15 protein-coding genes are annotated in these 15097 nt (G+C 59.8%); 9 read left to right on the top strand and 6 right to left on the bottom strand.

What is annotated here, in order from left to right:
- Positions 1 to 34 precede the first annotated feature (34 nt).
- The 6 genes from cadC (at position 35) to SSARUM_RS18740 (ending at position 8757) form a co-directional block, all read left to right on the top strand.
- Positions 35 to 1588 (top strand): lysine decarboxylation/transport transcriptional activator CadC, encoded by a 1554-nt coding sequence (gene cadC / locus SSARUM_RS18765; RefSeq protein WP_060431011.1) that lies wholly within the window; start codon positions 35 to 37, stop codon positions 1586 to 1588.
- Positions 1589 to 1957: 369 nt separating this feature from the next.
- On the top strand, positions 1958 to 3301 hold the full coding sequence (gene cadB / locus SSARUM_RS18760) for a cadaverine/lysine antiporter (RefSeq protein WP_041036471.1): 1344 nt from the start codon (positions 1958 to 1960) through the stop codon (positions 3299 to 3301).
- 95 nt (positions 3302 to 3396) lie between these two features.
- Positions 3397 to 5535: a lysine decarboxylase CadA gene (cadA, locus tag SSARUM_RS18755; RefSeq protein ID WP_038878804.1), complete on the top strand. Its 2139-nt coding sequence runs from the start codon at positions 3397 to 3399 to the stop codon at positions 5533 to 5535.
- A 68-nt stretch (positions 5536 to 5603) separates the two neighbouring features.
- Entirely contained in the window at positions 5604 to 7055 is a 1452-nt protein-coding gene (gene dtpD / locus SSARUM_RS18750; protein ID WP_060431009.1) for a dipeptide permease DtpD, read from the top strand.
- Between the two features lie 56 nt (positions 7056 to 7111).
- Positions 7112 to 8443, top strand: a complete 1332-nt coding sequence (tilS, locus tag SSARUM_RS18745; protein WP_060431007.1) for a tRNA lysidine(34) synthetase TilS — start codon at positions 7112 to 7114, stop codon at positions 8441 to 8443.
- Positions 8443 to 8757 carry a c-type cytochrome gene (locus tag SSARUM_RS18740; protein ID WP_033635721.1) on the top strand — a complete coding sequence of 105 codons (315 nt, stop codon included), beginning with the start codon at positions 8443 to 8445 and terminating at the stop codon, positions 8755 to 8757. The genes tilS and SSARUM_RS18740 overlap by 1 nt, the downstream gene beginning before the upstream one ends.
- 50 nt (positions 8758 to 8807) lie before the next feature.
- On the opposite strand, the gene rof is transcribed toward SSARUM_RS18740, so the two are convergent.
- Positions 8808 to 9071 carry a Rho-binding antiterminator gene (rof, locus tag SSARUM_RS18735; RefSeq protein ID WP_004931991.1) on the bottom strand — a complete coding sequence of 88 codons (264 nt, stop codon included), beginning with the start codon at positions 9069 to 9071 and terminating at the stop codon, positions 8808 to 8810.
- Positions 9058 to 9258, bottom strand: coding sequence for a YaeP family protein (locus SSARUM_RS18730; protein WP_004931993.1), 201 nt, complete (start codon positions 9256 to 9258; stop codon positions 9058 to 9060). Before SSARUM_RS18730 ends, rof begins: the two co-directional genes overlap by 14 nt.
- Before the next feature lie 213 nt (positions 9259 to 9471).
- Here SSARUM_RS18730 and SSARUM_RS18725 point away from each other — a divergent pair, with 213 nt between their 5' ends.
- Genes SSARUM_RS18725 through nlpE form a run of 3 tightly spaced genes read left to right on the top strand, consistent with a single transcriptional unit; the run spans position 9472 to position 11150 of the window.
- Positions 9472 to 10020, top strand: coding sequence for a YaeQ family protein (locus SSARUM_RS18725; protein WP_033649819.1), 549 nt, complete (start codon positions 9472 to 9474; stop codon positions 10018 to 10020).
- Positions 10021 to 10023: 3 nt separating this feature from the next.
- A complete protein-coding gene (gene arfB, locus SSARUM_RS18720; protein WP_028127523.1) occupies positions 10024 to 10437 on the top strand; it encodes an alternative ribosome rescue aminoacyl-tRNA hydrolase ArfB in 414 nt (137 codons plus the stop codon).
- 29 nt (positions 10438 to 10466) lie between these two features.
- The gene (gene nlpE, locus SSARUM_RS18715) at positions 10467 to 11150 is read left to right on the top strand and encodes an envelope stress response activation lipoprotein NlpE (protein ID WP_033649820.1); all 684 of its coding nucleotides are present in this window, start codon (positions 10467 to 10469) and stop codon (positions 11148 to 11150) included.
- 60 nt (positions 11151 to 11210) lie between these two features.
- On the opposite strand, the gene proS is transcribed toward nlpE, so the two are convergent.
- The 4 genes from proS to SSARUM_RS18695 form a co-directional block, all read right to left on the bottom strand.
- On the bottom strand, positions 11211 to 12929 hold the full coding sequence (gene proS / locus SSARUM_RS18710) for a proline--tRNA ligase (RefSeq protein ID WP_033649821.1): 1719 nt from the start codon (positions 12927 to 12929) through the stop codon (positions 11211 to 11213).
- A gap of 120 nt (positions 12930 to 13049) precedes the next feature.
- Complete coding sequence (gene tsaA, locus SSARUM_RS18705; RefSeq protein ID WP_033649822.1) at positions 13050 to 13757, bottom strand: tRNA (N6-threonylcarbamoyladenosine(37)-N6)-methyltransferase TrmO; 708 nt, start codon at positions 13755 to 13757, stop codon at positions 13050 to 13052.
- The gene (gene rcsF, locus SSARUM_RS18700) at positions 13754 to 14158 is read right to left on the bottom strand and encodes an Rcs stress response system protein RcsF (RefSeq protein WP_033649823.1); all 405 of its coding nucleotides are present in this window, start codon (positions 14156 to 14158) and stop codon (positions 13754 to 13756) included. Before rcsF ends, tsaA begins: the two co-directional genes overlap by 4 nt.
- Before the next feature lie 114 nt (positions 14159 to 14272).
- Positions 14273 to 15088: a MetQ/NlpA family lipoprotein gene (locus SSARUM_RS18695; RefSeq protein ID WP_049213629.1), complete on the bottom strand. Its 816-nt coding sequence runs from the start codon at positions 15086 to 15088 to the stop codon at positions 14273 to 14275.
- Positions 15089 to 15097: the final 9 nt, after the last annotated feature.

Raw genomic sequence — 15097 nt, 5'->3', positions numbered from 1 at the left:
CCTTGCCCTACATGCCTACAGAGTTATTTCCGCCATGCAAGAGCCTGCTTTTCGCGTCGGGGAGTGGCTGGTTACCCCTGCCGACAACACCATCAGCCGCGACGGACGCCTAAAAACGCTGGAACCGCGCCTGATCGACATGCTGTGCTATTTCGCCCGCCATCCGGACGTGGTGCTGAGCCGCGACGAGCTGATCGACAACGTCTGGAAGCGCAATATCGTCACCAACCACGTGGTGACCCAATGTATTTCGGAGCTGCGCAAATACCTGAAAGACGGCGACAGCGACAGCCCGGAATACATTATCACCGTGCCCAAGCGCGGATATAAGCTGGCGACGTCGGTGATCTGGTGTGAAGAGGGGGAGACGCAACCCGCTCCCGCACCGGCGCCGCAGATCGCGGTGATCATGCATGAACCGGAAGACGGCAGCGAGGAAGACGAGACGCCGTATGTGCCGCCGCGCCGGGCAAGCGCGCCGGTTGCCGCGCCCGGCGAAAAGAAGCCGCGCTTTTATCGCCGCTCGACCTTCTGGGTGTGGCTGGCGTTTCTGGCGGCGCTCAGCGTCTGCGTGGCGTTTGTCGGCATCGCCACGCTGTCGCAGCGCGTGCCGGTATCGACCATGCCGGTGCTGCTCAACCCGCGCGATATCGATATTCGCATCCAGGGCGGCGAGAGCTGCAGCAACTGGATGCCGCAGCTCTCCTATGTGGTTGGCGTCAGCGAGCTGATCACCGATTCGCTGAACACCTACTCGACCTTCCTGGTGCACGACCAGACCAACTACAACTATTCCGGCCCCAGCAACTCGGGCAAGTCGCTGTATATCGAGTTCGTCAATCAGCGCCACTACCGCGCCCAGCAGTGTTTCCTGTCCGTGCGGCTGGTGGATAACGCCGACAGCTCAGTCATGCTGGACAAGCGTTACTTCATTACCGCCGATAACCAGCTGAAGATCCAGACCGACTTCCTCTCCAGCCTGTCCGCAGCGCTGAAGCAGCCCTGGCCGCCACAGCTGGAGCAGCGTCTGGCGCAGCTGCTGCCCGACAACGGGCCGCTGCTGCAGCGCTTCTACCAGGCGCATCAGTTGCTGATCCACGGCGACGCCGATTCGTTGACCCGCGCCAGCGCCCAGCTGAGCGAGTTGATTAAAAGCGCGCCGGATTTCCACTACCTGCTGGCGGAAAAAGCGCTGGTGGATCTGCTGCGCAATTCTTATCAACCGTTCGACAGCCAGGCCTTGGCGCAACTGCGCGCCGATATCAGTCATTTGGCGACCATCCCCGAACTGAAAAACACGCCAATCATGCAGCAAGTTCTGGCGGTAGATGCATTGACGCAGGGGCGCATTGACGAGGCGCACCGGGCGATCGATCTGGGGATTGAATTGCAAATGTCGTGGCTGAATTATGTGTTGCTGGGGAAAGTGTATGAAATGCAGGGGCAGAACCATTTGGCGGCGGATTCTTATATTACCGCATTCAATCTTCGCCCCGGCGAGGACACTTTGCATTGGATCACCAATGGCGTATTCCAGACGTCATTGACCAACGTGGTGCCTTATTTAAATAACTATCAGCGCCAATAATTAACCGCTATCACGCCGCCATTATTCTCCGGGGATCATGGCGGCGTTATTTATTGGTGAAGTCATGTTGCATGAATGTATTATTTTTCTGCGCAATATTGCTCTTTTTTTGCCGTTTGTTATGCGTGATTAACCTCGCTATTTTGCTGTTTTTAAATGATGTTTATCTTTTCTTTAGCTTACCTTTTTATCTTGATGTGTTAATGAAAAACCTCAGGTTATCATTTGTATGATCATGAGCGTAAACTCACTTTATCTTTAGGACTTTATTCCCCCCGATGGTTAGCATCCTGACTATCAAGCCGGCTCATTAAAATCTTTCATTTATGGGTGTGGCTTATAAGAAACGTAAATCAGGAGAAACTGACCATGGCTTCACCCAAGAAAATAGGGCTTATTGCCTGCACCGGCGTCGTCGCCGGTAATATGATGGGGAGCGGGATTGCCTTATTGCCCGCCAACCTGGCGAGTCTCGGATCTATCGCCATTTGGGGATGGGTGATCTCGATTATCGGGGCGATGTCGCTGGCCTATGTGTATGCCCGCCTCGCCACCAAAAACCCGCAGCAGGGCGGCCCTATCGCTTATGCGGGTGAAATTTCCCCGGCCTTCGGTTTCCAGACCGGCGTGCTTTATTACCATGCCAACTGGATCGGTAACCTGGCCATCGGCATTACCGCCGTTTCTTATCTCTCCACCTTCTTCCCGGCGCTGAACAACCCGGTACCTGCCGGCATCGCCTGTATCGCCATCGTGTGGATCTTCACCTTCGTCAACATGCTGGGCGGAACCTGGGTCAGCCGTTTGACCACCCTGGGCCTGGTGCTGGTGCTGATCCCGGTGATCGTGACTGCCACCCTCGGCTGGCACTGGTTTGACGTCGCCACCTACCAGGCTAACTGGAATACCTCCGGTACCACCGACAGCCATGCGGTGATTAAAAGTATCCTGCTGTGCCTGTGGGCATTTATCGGTGTGGAATCCGCAGCGGTCAGCACCGGCATGGTGAAAAACCCGAAACGCACCGTGCCGCTGGCGACCATGCTCGGCACCGGCCTGGCGGGCATTATCTACATCGCCGCCACTCAGGTGATCAGCGGTATGTTCCCGGCGTCTGAAATGGCCGCCAGCGGCGCGCCGTTCGCCATCAGCGCCTCGGCGATTATGGGCAACTGGGCCGCACCGATGGTTTCCGCCTTCACTGCCTTCGCCTGCCTGACGTCGCTCGGTTCGTGGATGATGCTGGTCGGCCAGGCCGGGGTACGCGCCGCCAACGACGGCAACTTCCCGAAAGTGTACGGCGAGCTGGATAAAAACGGCATTCCGAAGAAAGGCCTGCTGCTGGCCGGCTGCAAAATGACCGCGCTGATGGTGCTGATCACACTGATGAGCTCCGCCGGCGGCAAAGCGTCCGACCTGTTCGGCGAACTGACCGGCATCGCGGTGCTGCTGACCATGCTGCCTTACTTCTACTCCTGCGTAGACCTGATCCGCTTCGAAGGGGTCAACGTGCGCAACCTGCTGAGCCTGATCGCTTCGGTGTGCGGCTGCGGTTTCTGCTTCATCGCGCTGATGGGCGCCAACTCATTCGAACTGTCCGGCACCTTTATCATCAGCCTGATTATCCTGATGTTCTACGCCCGGAAAATGAATACCCGCCAGGCTGCCAACGCCGCGGCGGTCGATGAAAACACCACGGCCAAAGCGCACTGATTCGCGTCCGCTGACCGACTGAATTTACCCAGCCCCTTTCTTTCCGACCTGTCAGCCGCGACGGGAAGGGGCTTGCTTTGCCAGGAGAAATGCATATGAACGTTATCGCCATCATGAATCACATGGGTGTCTACTTCAAAGAAGAGCCTATCCGTGAACTGCATCAGGCGCTGGAAAGTCTGGATTTCCGCATCGTTTACCCTAACGATCGCGAAGACCTGCTGAAACTGATCGAGAACAACGCCCGCTTGTGCGGGGTGATCTTCGACTGGGACAAATACAACCTGGAGCTGTGCGAAGAGATCAGCCAGCTGAACGAATACATGCCACTGTATGCGTTCGCCAACACCTATTCGACGCTGGACGTCAGCCTGAACGATCTGCGCATGCAGGTGCGCTTCTTCGAATATGCGCTCGGCGCGGCAACCGACATCGCCGCCAAGATCAAACAGAACACCGACGAGTACATCGACACCATCCTGCCGCCGTTGACCAAGGCGCTGTTCAAATACGTGCGCGAAGGCAAATACACCTTCTGTACGCCGGGCCACATGGGCGGCACCGCGTTCCAGAAGAGCCCGGTGGGCAGCCTGTTCTACGATTTCTTCGGCCCGAACACCATGAAGTCGGATATCTCGATTTCGGTGTCCGAACTGGGATCGCTGCTGGATCACTCCGGCCCGCACAAAGAGGCGGAAGAGTACATTTCCCGCGTGTTCAACGCCGAACGCAGCTACATGGTCACCAACGGCACCTCCACCGCCAACAAGATCGTCGGCATGTATTCGGCGCCGGCGGGCAGCACGGTGCTGATTGACCGTAACTGCCACAAGTCGCTGACTCACCTGATGATGATGAGTGACATCACGCCGATCTACTTCCGCCCGACCCGCAACGCCTACGGCATCCTCGGCGGCATTCCGCAGAGCGAGTTCCAGCGCGCCACCATCGCCAAACGTGTGAAGGATACCCCGAACGCCACCTGGCCGGTACACGCGGTGATCACCAACTCCACCTATGACGGCCTGCTGTACAACACCGACTTTATCAAGAACACCCTGGACGTGAAGTCTATCCACTTCGATTCCGCCTGGGTGCCTTACACCAACTTCCACCCGATCTATAAAGGCAAGTGCGGCATGAGCGGCGGCCGCGTGGAGGGCAAGGTGATCTATGAAACCCAGTCCACCCACAAACTGCTGGCGGCCTTCTCGCAGGCTTCGATGATTCACGTGAAGGGCGATATCAACGAAGAAACCTTCAACGAAGCCTACATGATGCACACCACCACCTCGCCGCACTACGGCATCGTGGCGTCGACCGAAACCGCCGCGGCGATGATGAAAGGCAACGCCGGCAAGCGCCTGATCAACGGCTCTATCGAGCGCGCGATCAAGTTCCGCAAAGAGATCAAACGCCTGAAAGTCGAGTCCGACGGCTGGTTCTTCGACGTCTGGCAGCCGGAGCATATCGATGAGCCGGAATGCTGGCCGCTGCGTTCCGACAGCGCCTGGCACGGCTTCAAGAACATCGATAACGAACACATGTACCTCGACCCGATCAAGGTCACCATTCTGACGCCGGGGATGAGCAAGGAAGGCGAGATGCAGCCGTTCGGCATCCCGGCCAGCATCGTGGCGAAATACCTCGACGAACGCGGCATCATCGTCGAGAAAACCGGGCCGTACAACCTGCTGTTCCTGTTCAGCATCGGCATCGACAAAACCAAGGCGCTCAGCCTGCTGCGCGCGATGACCGACTTCAAACGCTCGTTCGATCTGAACCTGCGGGTGAAGAACATGCTGCCTTCGCTGTATCAGGAAGCGCCTGATTTCTATGAAAACATGCGCATTCAGGATCTGGCGCAGAACATTCACCGCCTGGTGGAGCAGCACAACCTGCCGGACCTGATGTACCGCGCGTTCGAAGTGCTGCCAACCATGGTGATGAACCCATACCAGGCGTTCCAGAAAGAGCTGCACGGCGAAGTGGAAGAGGTTTATCTGGAAGAGATGGTCGGCAAGGTCAACGCCAATATGATCCTCCCATACCCACCGGGCGTGCCGCTGGTGATGCCGGGCGAAATGCTGACCGAGGAGAGCCGGCCGGTGCTGGAGTTCCTGCAGATGCTGTGCGAAATCGGCGCGCATTATCCGGGCTTTGAAACCGACATTCACGGCGCCTATCGTCAGGCGGACGGACGTTATCGGGTGAAAGTGCTGAAGGCGAAATAACCGCAGCCAATAACAGGGGAGGCGCTCGCGCTTCCCCTTTGCCGTTCACCGACTGATGGGAGACCTCCATGAAAACACCCTCACAGCCGCGCGCAATTTACTATGTCGTAGCCATACAAATTTGGGAATATTTCAGCTTTTACGGCATGCGTGCGTTACTGATTCTCTATCTGACCCACCAACTCGGCTATACCGACAGCCACGCCATCGATCTCTACAGCGCTTACGCTTCGTTAGTTTATGTCACTCCTATTTTGGGCGGCTGGCTCGCCGACCGCCTGCTGGGCAATCGCGTCGCGGTGATCGCCGGCGCGGCGCTGATGACGCTGGGGCATATCGTGCTCGGCCTGAGTGCGGTCTCCGCCCAGTCGCTCTATCTGGCTCTGGCCATCATCATCTGCGGCTACGGCCTGTTCAAATCCAATATCAGCTGCCTGCTGGGCGAGCTGTATCCGGCGCACGACTCGCGCCGCGAAGGGGGCTTCTCGCTGCTGTACGCCGCCGGCAACGTCGGTTCCATTTTGGCGCCGATCGCCTGTGGGTTGGCGGCCGAGCGCTATGGCTGGCACGTCGGCTTTGCGTTGGCCGGGATCGGCATGTTCGCCGGCCTGGCGATCTTCCTGCTCGGCGGGCGCCACTTCCGCCATACCCGCGGCGTGAATGCACCGCTGATGCGCGCCAAAAGCCTGGGTTTGCCGCACTGGGGTTTGCTGCTGGCGGCGCTGCTGGCATCGCCGCTGTTCTTCACGCTGCTGTTTGTGCACGACTGGGCCGGCTATTTGCTCGGGCTGGTGTGCGTGGCGGCGGTGGTGCTGGTGGCACGCATTATGCTGCGTGCGGACGCCGGCCAGCGCCGGGGACTGTGGCAGATCGTTGTGCTGATGCTGCTGGGCACGCTGTTCTGGGCTTTCGCCCAGCAGGGCGGCAGCTCCATCAGCCTGTTTATCGATCACTTCGTCGATCGGCGCTGGTTCGGCTGGACGGTGCCGACCGCGCTGTTCCAGTCGGTTAACGCCTGCGCGGTGATGCTGGGCGGCGTGGCGCTGGCATGGCTGGCGAACGGCGACGGTACGGGCGATCGCACGCTGCGCATCTGGTGCAAGTTCGCCTTCGGTCTGCTGTTGATCGGCGTCGGCTTTACGCTGATGGCGCTCAATACGCGGCTGCACGGGCCGGGATCGATGGGGCTGATGATCGCCGGCCTGGCGGTGATGGGCTTCGCCGAACTGTTTATCGATCCGGTGGCGATGGCGCAGATCACCCGGCTGAATATCCCCGGCGCCACCGGCGTGCTGACCGGCATCTATATGCTGGCGACCGGCTCGATCGCCAACTATCTGGCGGGCATTATCGCCAATCAGACCGCCGAGGATCACATCGAGGGGGCGGCGATGCAGGCGTATGGCCGCATTTTCGCCCAGATTGGCTGGGGAGCGGCCGGATGCGCGCTGGCGGTGATCGCGGTGCTGGGCGGTTGGTGGCTGCTGACGCGGCGCCAGGCACGGACGGTTAATGCTTGATTGATGACGGTAGGCGGGGTTAACGTGCAGCTATGTAGAAGTGACAAAGCCGACCGATGAATACTGATCAATTAACGACGCGGGTGGCAGACCAGTTGGGCGCGCAGCAGCGGCTGCTGGTGGCGTTCAGCGGCGGCCTGGATTCCAGCGTACTGCTGCATGTGCTGGCGGCGTTGCGCCGCCGGCGTCCGGGAATGCAACTGCGCGCGCTGCATGTGCATCACGGCCTGAGCGCCTTCGCCGACCGCTGGGTTGAGCATTGCCGCAGCCGCTGCGCCGACTGGCAGATCCCGCTGACGGTGACGCACGTGCAGGTGGACGCCCGCCAGGGCGGCATCGAAGCGGCGGCGCGCGCGGCGCGCTATGCCGCCTTCAGCGCCGCGCTAACGGAGGGCGAAGCGCTGCTCACCGCCCAACACCTCGACGATCAAAGCGAAACCTTCCTGCTGGCGCTCAAGCGCGGCAGCGGGCCGGCGGGGCTGTCGGCGATGGCGGCGCGCACCGCGTTGGGCGAGCACCTGCTGTTGCGGCCGCTGTTGGGTTGCTCACGCCAGACGTTGGAAAACTACGCGCAACGCTACGCCCTAGCCTGGATAGATGACGACAGCAATCAGGACACGCGCTTCGATCGCAATTTCCTGCGCTTGCAGGTGTTGCCGCAGCTCAATCAACGCTGGCCGCACTTCGCCTCGGCGGTGGCGCGCAGCGCCGGCCTGTGCGCCGAGCAGGAGCAGCTGCTGGACGAACTGCTGGCGGAACCGCTGCAAAGCCTGTTGGCGGCGGATCGCTCATTGGCGATCGACGGCCTGACGGACTGTTCGCCGGTGCGGCGCTTCGCCTTGCTGCGGCGCTGGATCGCGTTGTTTAACGTCACCATGCCGGCGCGTGAGCAGCTTCAGCGCCTGTGGGAGGAGGTGGCGCTCAGCCGGGAGGATGCCGAACCGCAGCTGCAGCTCGGCGCCTATCAGATTCGCCGTTTCCGCGGCCGGTTGCACCTGTTGCCGCCGCTGGCGGCGCTGCGCGATGTGCATCTGCCCTGGCAGCCTGATCAGCCGCTGGCGCTGCCGGACGGGCTGGGGCGGCTTGTCGCGGGTGAGGGCGAGCTGGCGCTGCGCGCGCCGCAGCCGTCGCAGCGGATCAGCATTCGTTTCGGCGGCGTGCAGGGCGCGGTGCGCATCGTGGGGCGCGCCCATTCGCGGCCGATAAAAAAATTGTGGCAGGAGCTGGGGATCCCACCCTGGCAGCGTGAACGCATCCCGTTGATTTATTATGATGAGCAGCTGATCGCCGCGCTGGGCGTATTCGTCTGTGAGGCGGGGCAGGTGCCGGAAGGCGAACGTCCGTGGCGGCTGCGCTGGGAGAAAAATCATAATCGCGAGGAGCAATAATGAAGTTTGTGGGGATCACGCTGTTGGCCGCCGGCCTGTTCAGCCTGCCGGCGTTGGCGGCGGGGGATGCGGCGGCCGGCCAGGCGAAAGCCGCCGCCTGCGCGGCGTGCCACGGCGCGCAGGGCAAGGTGACGGTGCCGATGTACCCGAATCTGGCCGGGCAGAACGCCATGTACCTGCAGCACGCGTTGCAGGCGTACAAGAAAGGGGAGCGCAACGGCGGCCAGGCCGAGGTGATGAAGGCCTACGTGTCGGGGCTGTCGGATGACGATATCGCCGATCTGGCGGCCTTTTACGCCAGCCTGAAGCCGTAAATGACGAGGGCAGCCGTTGGGCTGCCCTGTTGGGATGGGGTTACCGCTGCTCAGTCCGACAGACTGACGACCACGGTACCGATTTCCGGATGACTGAAACTGCTGATATGGTCCAGACGCAGGTCGCGCTGTTGGCCATTCTGTTCGATGGTCAGATACTCAACGCGTTTCTTTTGCAGCAGGTCGATCGCCTTGGCCTCGATCACTTCTCCGTCGCGTAACTCCAGCTTCAGAATAAGTTTATGCTGACAGGCGAGTTCCAGATTGTCGTAGTCATCGCAATTGATGGGTTGGTACTCATCATTCATCAACATAGTCGCTCACCAATAAGTTAGCGGCGGCAAAGGCCGCCTGTTCCCTAACGGAGGACGGTAGCGCATCGTTCGCTGCGACATCGTCCAATGCCTTTAACGCACAAGCCAGCGCATCGGGCACGTAGCCAAGATCTCCACTGCCAATCTCGGCGTAAGTACGGCGTACTAACTCACAGTATTGTTGCACAGTTTCCTCCCTTAAGAACCTCTGCATCATCAAGACTACTATCGCGATGAGGCGCAGGCTCTTGGAGTTTTATCCTATCCCAGACGACTATAGCACAGCTGTTATGGAGTTATCAGCACCCCGGCACGCCTTTCGCACTGCCGCGGCCGGGCCGCGCTGGCGGCGTTCGGCCCTGATCAAGTACACTGTCGCCGGATAATAACGAGGTCACCCATGGCGCTGAAAGCAACCATTTATAAAGCCGCGGTCAATATTGCTGATATGGATCGTCACTTCTACCACGACGCCACGCTGACGCTGGCGCAACACCCGTCCGAAAACGAGCAGCGCATGATGCTGCGCTTGCTGGCCTGGATCTGCCATGCGGACGAACGGCTGGTGTTCACCAAAGGGCTGAGCGCCGACGACGAGCCGGAGATCTGGCAGCGCAACGACCACAATGGGCTGGAAATGTGGATCGAGATGGGATTGCCCGACGAGAAGCGCATTCGCAAGGCCTGCAACCAGTCGCCGCGCGTGGTGCTGTACGCTTACGGCGAGCGCGCCGCGCACGTATGGTGGCAGGGAATGCAGGGCAAGGTGGCCGGCCACAAGAACCTGAGCGTGCGTTTCCTCGACGACGAACAGCTGGCGCGCCTGACGGCATTGGCCAGCCGCACCATGACGCTGCAGGCGACGTTGCAAGAGGGAACTATTTGGCTGTCCGATGCTCAGAATAGTCTGGAAATCCAGTTTGCCGAGTGGCAGCAGGCACAGGTGTGACCGGTGCTTGAACTGTCAAGAAACGTAGCCATACCGGATAATGAGCTGGAATTGACGGCGATCCGCGCGCAGGGCGCGGGCGGCCAGCACGTGAACAAAACCTCAACGGCGATCCATTTGCGCTTTGACATCCGGGCATCCAGCCTGCCAGAGTATTATAAGGAAAGGCTGCTGGCGCTGAATCATCATCTTATTACCGCTGATGGCGTGGTGATTATCAAGGCGCAAGAGTATCGCAGCCAGGAATTGAATCGCGAAGCGGCGTTGGCCAGGCTGGCCGCGCTGATTCGGCAGGCGATGGTGGTGGAAAAAACGCGCAAGGCGACCAAGCCCACGAAAGGGGCCAAACTGCGTCGCCTGGAAGGCAAGGCGCGTAAAGGCGCCACCAAGGCGCTGCGTGGCAAGGTTCGCACTTAGGAATACATGAACACAGTAGGAGAATAACTGTGAAAAAAATTACGGTAGCCCTGTTCCTCGCGGCAGGCGCACTCTCGTTGTTGGGATGCAACAATCATTATCAACCGAAGGAACAACCGCTGCAGCCGATGCCGCAGAGCTATCAAGGGGTGTTGCCTTGCGCCGATTGCGGCGGTCTGGATACGGCGCTGTTCCTGGATGAGGACGGCACCTTCGTGCTGCAGGAAACCTATCGCGGCACCAAAGACGGCGATCAGACCTTTGCCGATTACGGTAAATGGGCGCGCACCGCGGATAAACTGGTGCTGACCGACAGCAACGGCGAAAAACGCTACTTCCGCCCGGTGGGCAAGAGCCTGGAAATGCTGGATCGCAGCGGCGTGCCGATCGAGTCCAAGCTGAATTACCGCCTGGATCCGGTTGAGAAGCCGTTGCCTAAAACGCCGATGACGTTGAAAGGCAGCTACACCTATATGGCGGACGCGGCCGTCTTCAAGGACTGCGCGACCGGCAAAACCTTCCCGGTGGACAACAACATCGCGCTGGAGCAAGGTTACGCCAAAGCATACAAGACCGCCGGTGAGCCGGTATTCCTGACGTTCAGTGCGCACTTCAGCGTGCAGCCGTCGATGGAGGAAGGTCTGACCGAAAAGGCGCTGGTGCCGGACGGTAAAATCGCGTTCGACCGCAGCAAGAACTGCAGCAGCAAATAAGCAATTTCGGATATAAAAAAACCCGCCTGAGCGGGTTTTTTATTTTCTGACGTTCGTCGCTTAGCGTTTGATCTGGCCCAGCAGGAAATCAACGATTTCGCCGGTTTTGATCATTTGCTTCTCGCCGACGCGGCGGTTCTTGTACTCGATCTCTTCGTTGTCGAGGTTGCGATCGCCGATAACGATAGAGTGCGGCACGCCGATCAGCTCCATATCCGCGAACATCACGCCCGGGCGCTCTTTGCGGTCATCGAGGATCACGTCGATGCCGTGGGAGCGCAGGGTGTTGTACAGCTCTTCGGCCAGCGCCTGCACGCGGAACGACTTGTGCATGTTCATCGGCAGGATCGCTACCTGGAACGGCGCGATGGCGTCCGGCCAGATGATGCCGCGTTCGTCATGGTTCTGCTCGATGGCGGCGGCCACGACGCGCGTAACCCCGATGCCGTAGCAGCCCATGGTCAGCACCTGGTTACGGCCGTCTTCGCCCTGCACGGTCGCTTTCATCGCTTCCGAGTACTTGGTGCCGAGCTGGAAGATATGGCCCACTTCGATGCCGCGTTTGATCAGCAGCGTGCCCTGACCGTCCGGGCTGGCGTCGCCTTCCACCACGTTACGGATATCGGCCACCTGTGGCAGCGGCAAGTCGCGCTCCCAGTTGATGCCGAAGTAGTGTTTGCCGTCAACGTTGGCACCGGCGCCAAAGTCGCTCATCGCCGCTACGCTGCGGTCAGCAACCACCGGCATCGGCAGGTTGACCGGGCCGAGTGAACCCGGGCCGGCGCCGACGATGGCGCGAATTTCTTCTTCGGTGGCGAAGGTCAGCGGCGCGGCAACCTGCGCCAGCTTCTCGGCCTTGATTTCGTTCAGCTCGTGATCGCCGCGCACCAGCAGGGCAACCAGCTTGTGGCCGCTCTCTTCGGTGGCGCGCACCATCAGCGTCTTCACGGTTTTTTCCACCGGCAGCTGGAACTGCTCGACCAGCTCAACGATGGTTTTGGCGTTTGGCGTATCCACCAGGCGCAGCGCTTCGCTGGCCGCCGAGCGTGGAGCCGCCGGCGCGACCGCTTCCGCCAGCTCGATGTTGGCGGCGAAGTCGGAGCCGGTGGAGAACACGATATCGTCTTCACCGCTGTCTGCCAGCACCTGGAATTCGTGCGAGGCGCTGCCGCCGATCGAGCCGGTATCGGCCTGCACCGGGCGGAAATCCAGGCCCATGCGGCTGAAGATTTTGCTGTACGCTTCGTACATCGCGTCGTAAGTCTCCTGCAGAGACTCCTGTGAGGTATGGAAGGAGTAGGCATCCTTCATCAGGAACTCACGGGAACGCATCACGCCGAAACGCGGGCGCACTTCATCGCGGAACTTGGTCTGGATCTGGAAGAAGTTCAGCGGCAGCTGTTTGTACGAGCTGATCTCGTTGCGGATCAGATCGGTGATCACTTCTTCGTGCGTCGGGCCCAGCACGAACGGACGGTCGCCGCGGTCGACAAAGCGCAGCAGCTCGGGGCCGTATTGCTCCCAACGGCCGCTTTCCTGCCACAGGTCGGCAGGCTGAACCACCGGCATAGACACTTCGATCGCATTAGCATTGTTCATTTCTTCGCGAACGATGTTTTCAACCTTTTTCAGAACGCGCAGGCCGGTCGGCAGCCAGGTGTAAAGACCGGAGGCCAGCTTGCGGATCATCCCGGCGCGCAGCATCAGCTGGTGGCTGATCACTTCGGCGTCGGCAGGTGTCTCCTTCAGAGTGGAGAGCAGATATTGGCTAGTACGCATGGTGTTTTGGTTCCGTTAGAACTGCAAATTGCATCGGGCTGCCAGAGTGGCGGCCAAAAGTGACAAAAGTGGTTTAGTTTACCAGCGCGAGCGGGTCGCCAAAAGAGAGGCGGCGGAATTTTAACGCGGGTCGAGTGCCAACACTTCGGTATGACCGTCCACGACGCGCCAGCGCACGTTGAAATCCAGCAGCCAGACGGCGTAATCCCGTTCGACGTCCTCTCCTTTACGATAGGCGGGACGGGGGTCTTGCGCCAGCACCTGGCTGATAAAACGCCTTAATTGTGGGTAACGCGCCTGATGTTGCTGCAGCTGCTGTTCGGCCTGTGGCGCGAAGCGCACCGGCATGTCGCCGGCGGGCGCGGCCTGGGCAAAGCCGGCGCGGGCCTGCGGCTGGCTCTCGGCGAACGGCAGATAAGGCTTGATGTCCACCACCGGGGTGCCGTCGACCAGATCGAGGCTGCCCAGCTCCAGCACCACGTCGCCGTTTTTTACCCGCACGCCTTTCAGTTCGATCAGGGACATGCCGAGCGGGTTGGGGCGGAAGGTGGAGCGGGTGGCGAACACGCCCATGCGGGCATTGCCGCCTAAACGCGGCGGTCGCACCGTCGGCCGCCAGCCGCCTTCCAGGGTTTGATGGAAAATGAACATCACCCACAGATGGCTGAAATCGCTGAGGCCGCGTACCGCCTCCGCCTGGTTGTAGGGCGGCAGCAGCAGCAGTTCGCCGCCACCGTCTTCGACCAGCCCCGGCTGGCGGGGAACGGCGAATTTTTCTTTATACGGCGAGCGGATCACGCCGATCTGCTCGAAAACGAATTCGGTCATTTGGACGAGACGTTAAGCGCCGAGCCCTGGCAGACGGCCTGCTGGTAACAACCGGCGACGCCGCTGACGATCTGGCAGTCGTGCAGCAGCACGGCGTTGGCCTTCATGTAAGACGCGCGGATTTGCATGCGTTTACGGGCGGTGGCCAGATTCGGTGGGGAGTCTTGTACGGTGGTTTGGCACGATTCGCCAGACACTTCACCCAGATCGCGGAACGGCTTGCCCACGAGCTCTTCTGCACTTTTGTACAGTTTTACCGGAGCGGGGCGGGCGGCCGGCGTGGTCTTGGCCGGGCTGGTGGTGGTCGGCTTGCTGGTGCTGTTTGTTGAGGACGGCGCGATACGCTGCGATGAACATCCGGCCAGCGCGAGCGCTAACAAACAGAGAGGTAAAACACGCATTGAGATTCCTCTGCCTTAATGAAAGTGGCGCTATTGAAGCAATCTATGGCGGAAATAACAAGACGAGCCTTGGCCCGTCTTGCAATTATAGGAATAAAATTGGCGAATAAGCGCTTACCAGCCTTTCACCGCACCGCCGTTGAAGATTTTGTTGGCGGCGGCGTCCACTTCGTCAGACTGATAGGCCTGCACGAATTTCTTCACGTTTTCCGCATCTTTGTTATCTTCGCGTGCAACCAGCAGGTTGACGTAAGGCGAGTCTTTATCTTCCACGAACAGGCCGTCTTTCGCCGGCGTCAGGCCGATCTGGCTGGCGTAGGTGGTGTTGATCACCGCCAGTGCGATCTGCTGATCGTCCAGGGAACGCGGCAGCTGAGGCGCTTCCAGCTCAACCAGCTTCAGGTTTTTCGGGTTCTCGGTCACGTCCAACACGGTCGGCAGCAGGCCAACGCCGTCTTTCAGTTTGATCAGGCCGACTTTCTGCAGCAGCAGCAGCGAACGGCCCAGGTTGGTCGGATCGTTAGGCAGTGCGATCTGAGACCCCTCTTTCAGCTCGTCCAGCGATTTGATTTTCTTGGAGTAACCGGCGATCGGGTAAACAAAGGTGTTGCCGACCGGCACCAGCTTGTAGCCGCGATCTTTGATCTGCTGATCCAGATATGGCTTGTGCTGGAAGGCGTTCAGGTCGATATCGCCTTTGCTCAACGCTTCGTTAGGCAGCACGTAGTCGTTGAAAGTGACCAGCTCAACGTCCAGACCGTATTTCTCTTTAGCCACTTTCTGAGCCACTTCGGCCACTTGCTGCTCAGCGCCGACGATCACGCCGACCTTGATGTGGTTCGGATTCTTTTCATCCTGGCCGCAGCCCACCAGAGCCAGAGAGCCGATCAGTGCGCCAATTGCCGCGATGGATTTAAATTTTAACGACATATCCCTTCC

The organism is Serratia sarumanii, assembly GCF_029962605.1.
Lineage (GTDB): Bacteria > Pseudomonadota > Gammaproteobacteria > Enterobacterales > Enterobacteriaceae > Serratia > Serratia sarumanii.
This window is presented reverse-complemented; position numbering and strand designations above follow the sequence as displayed.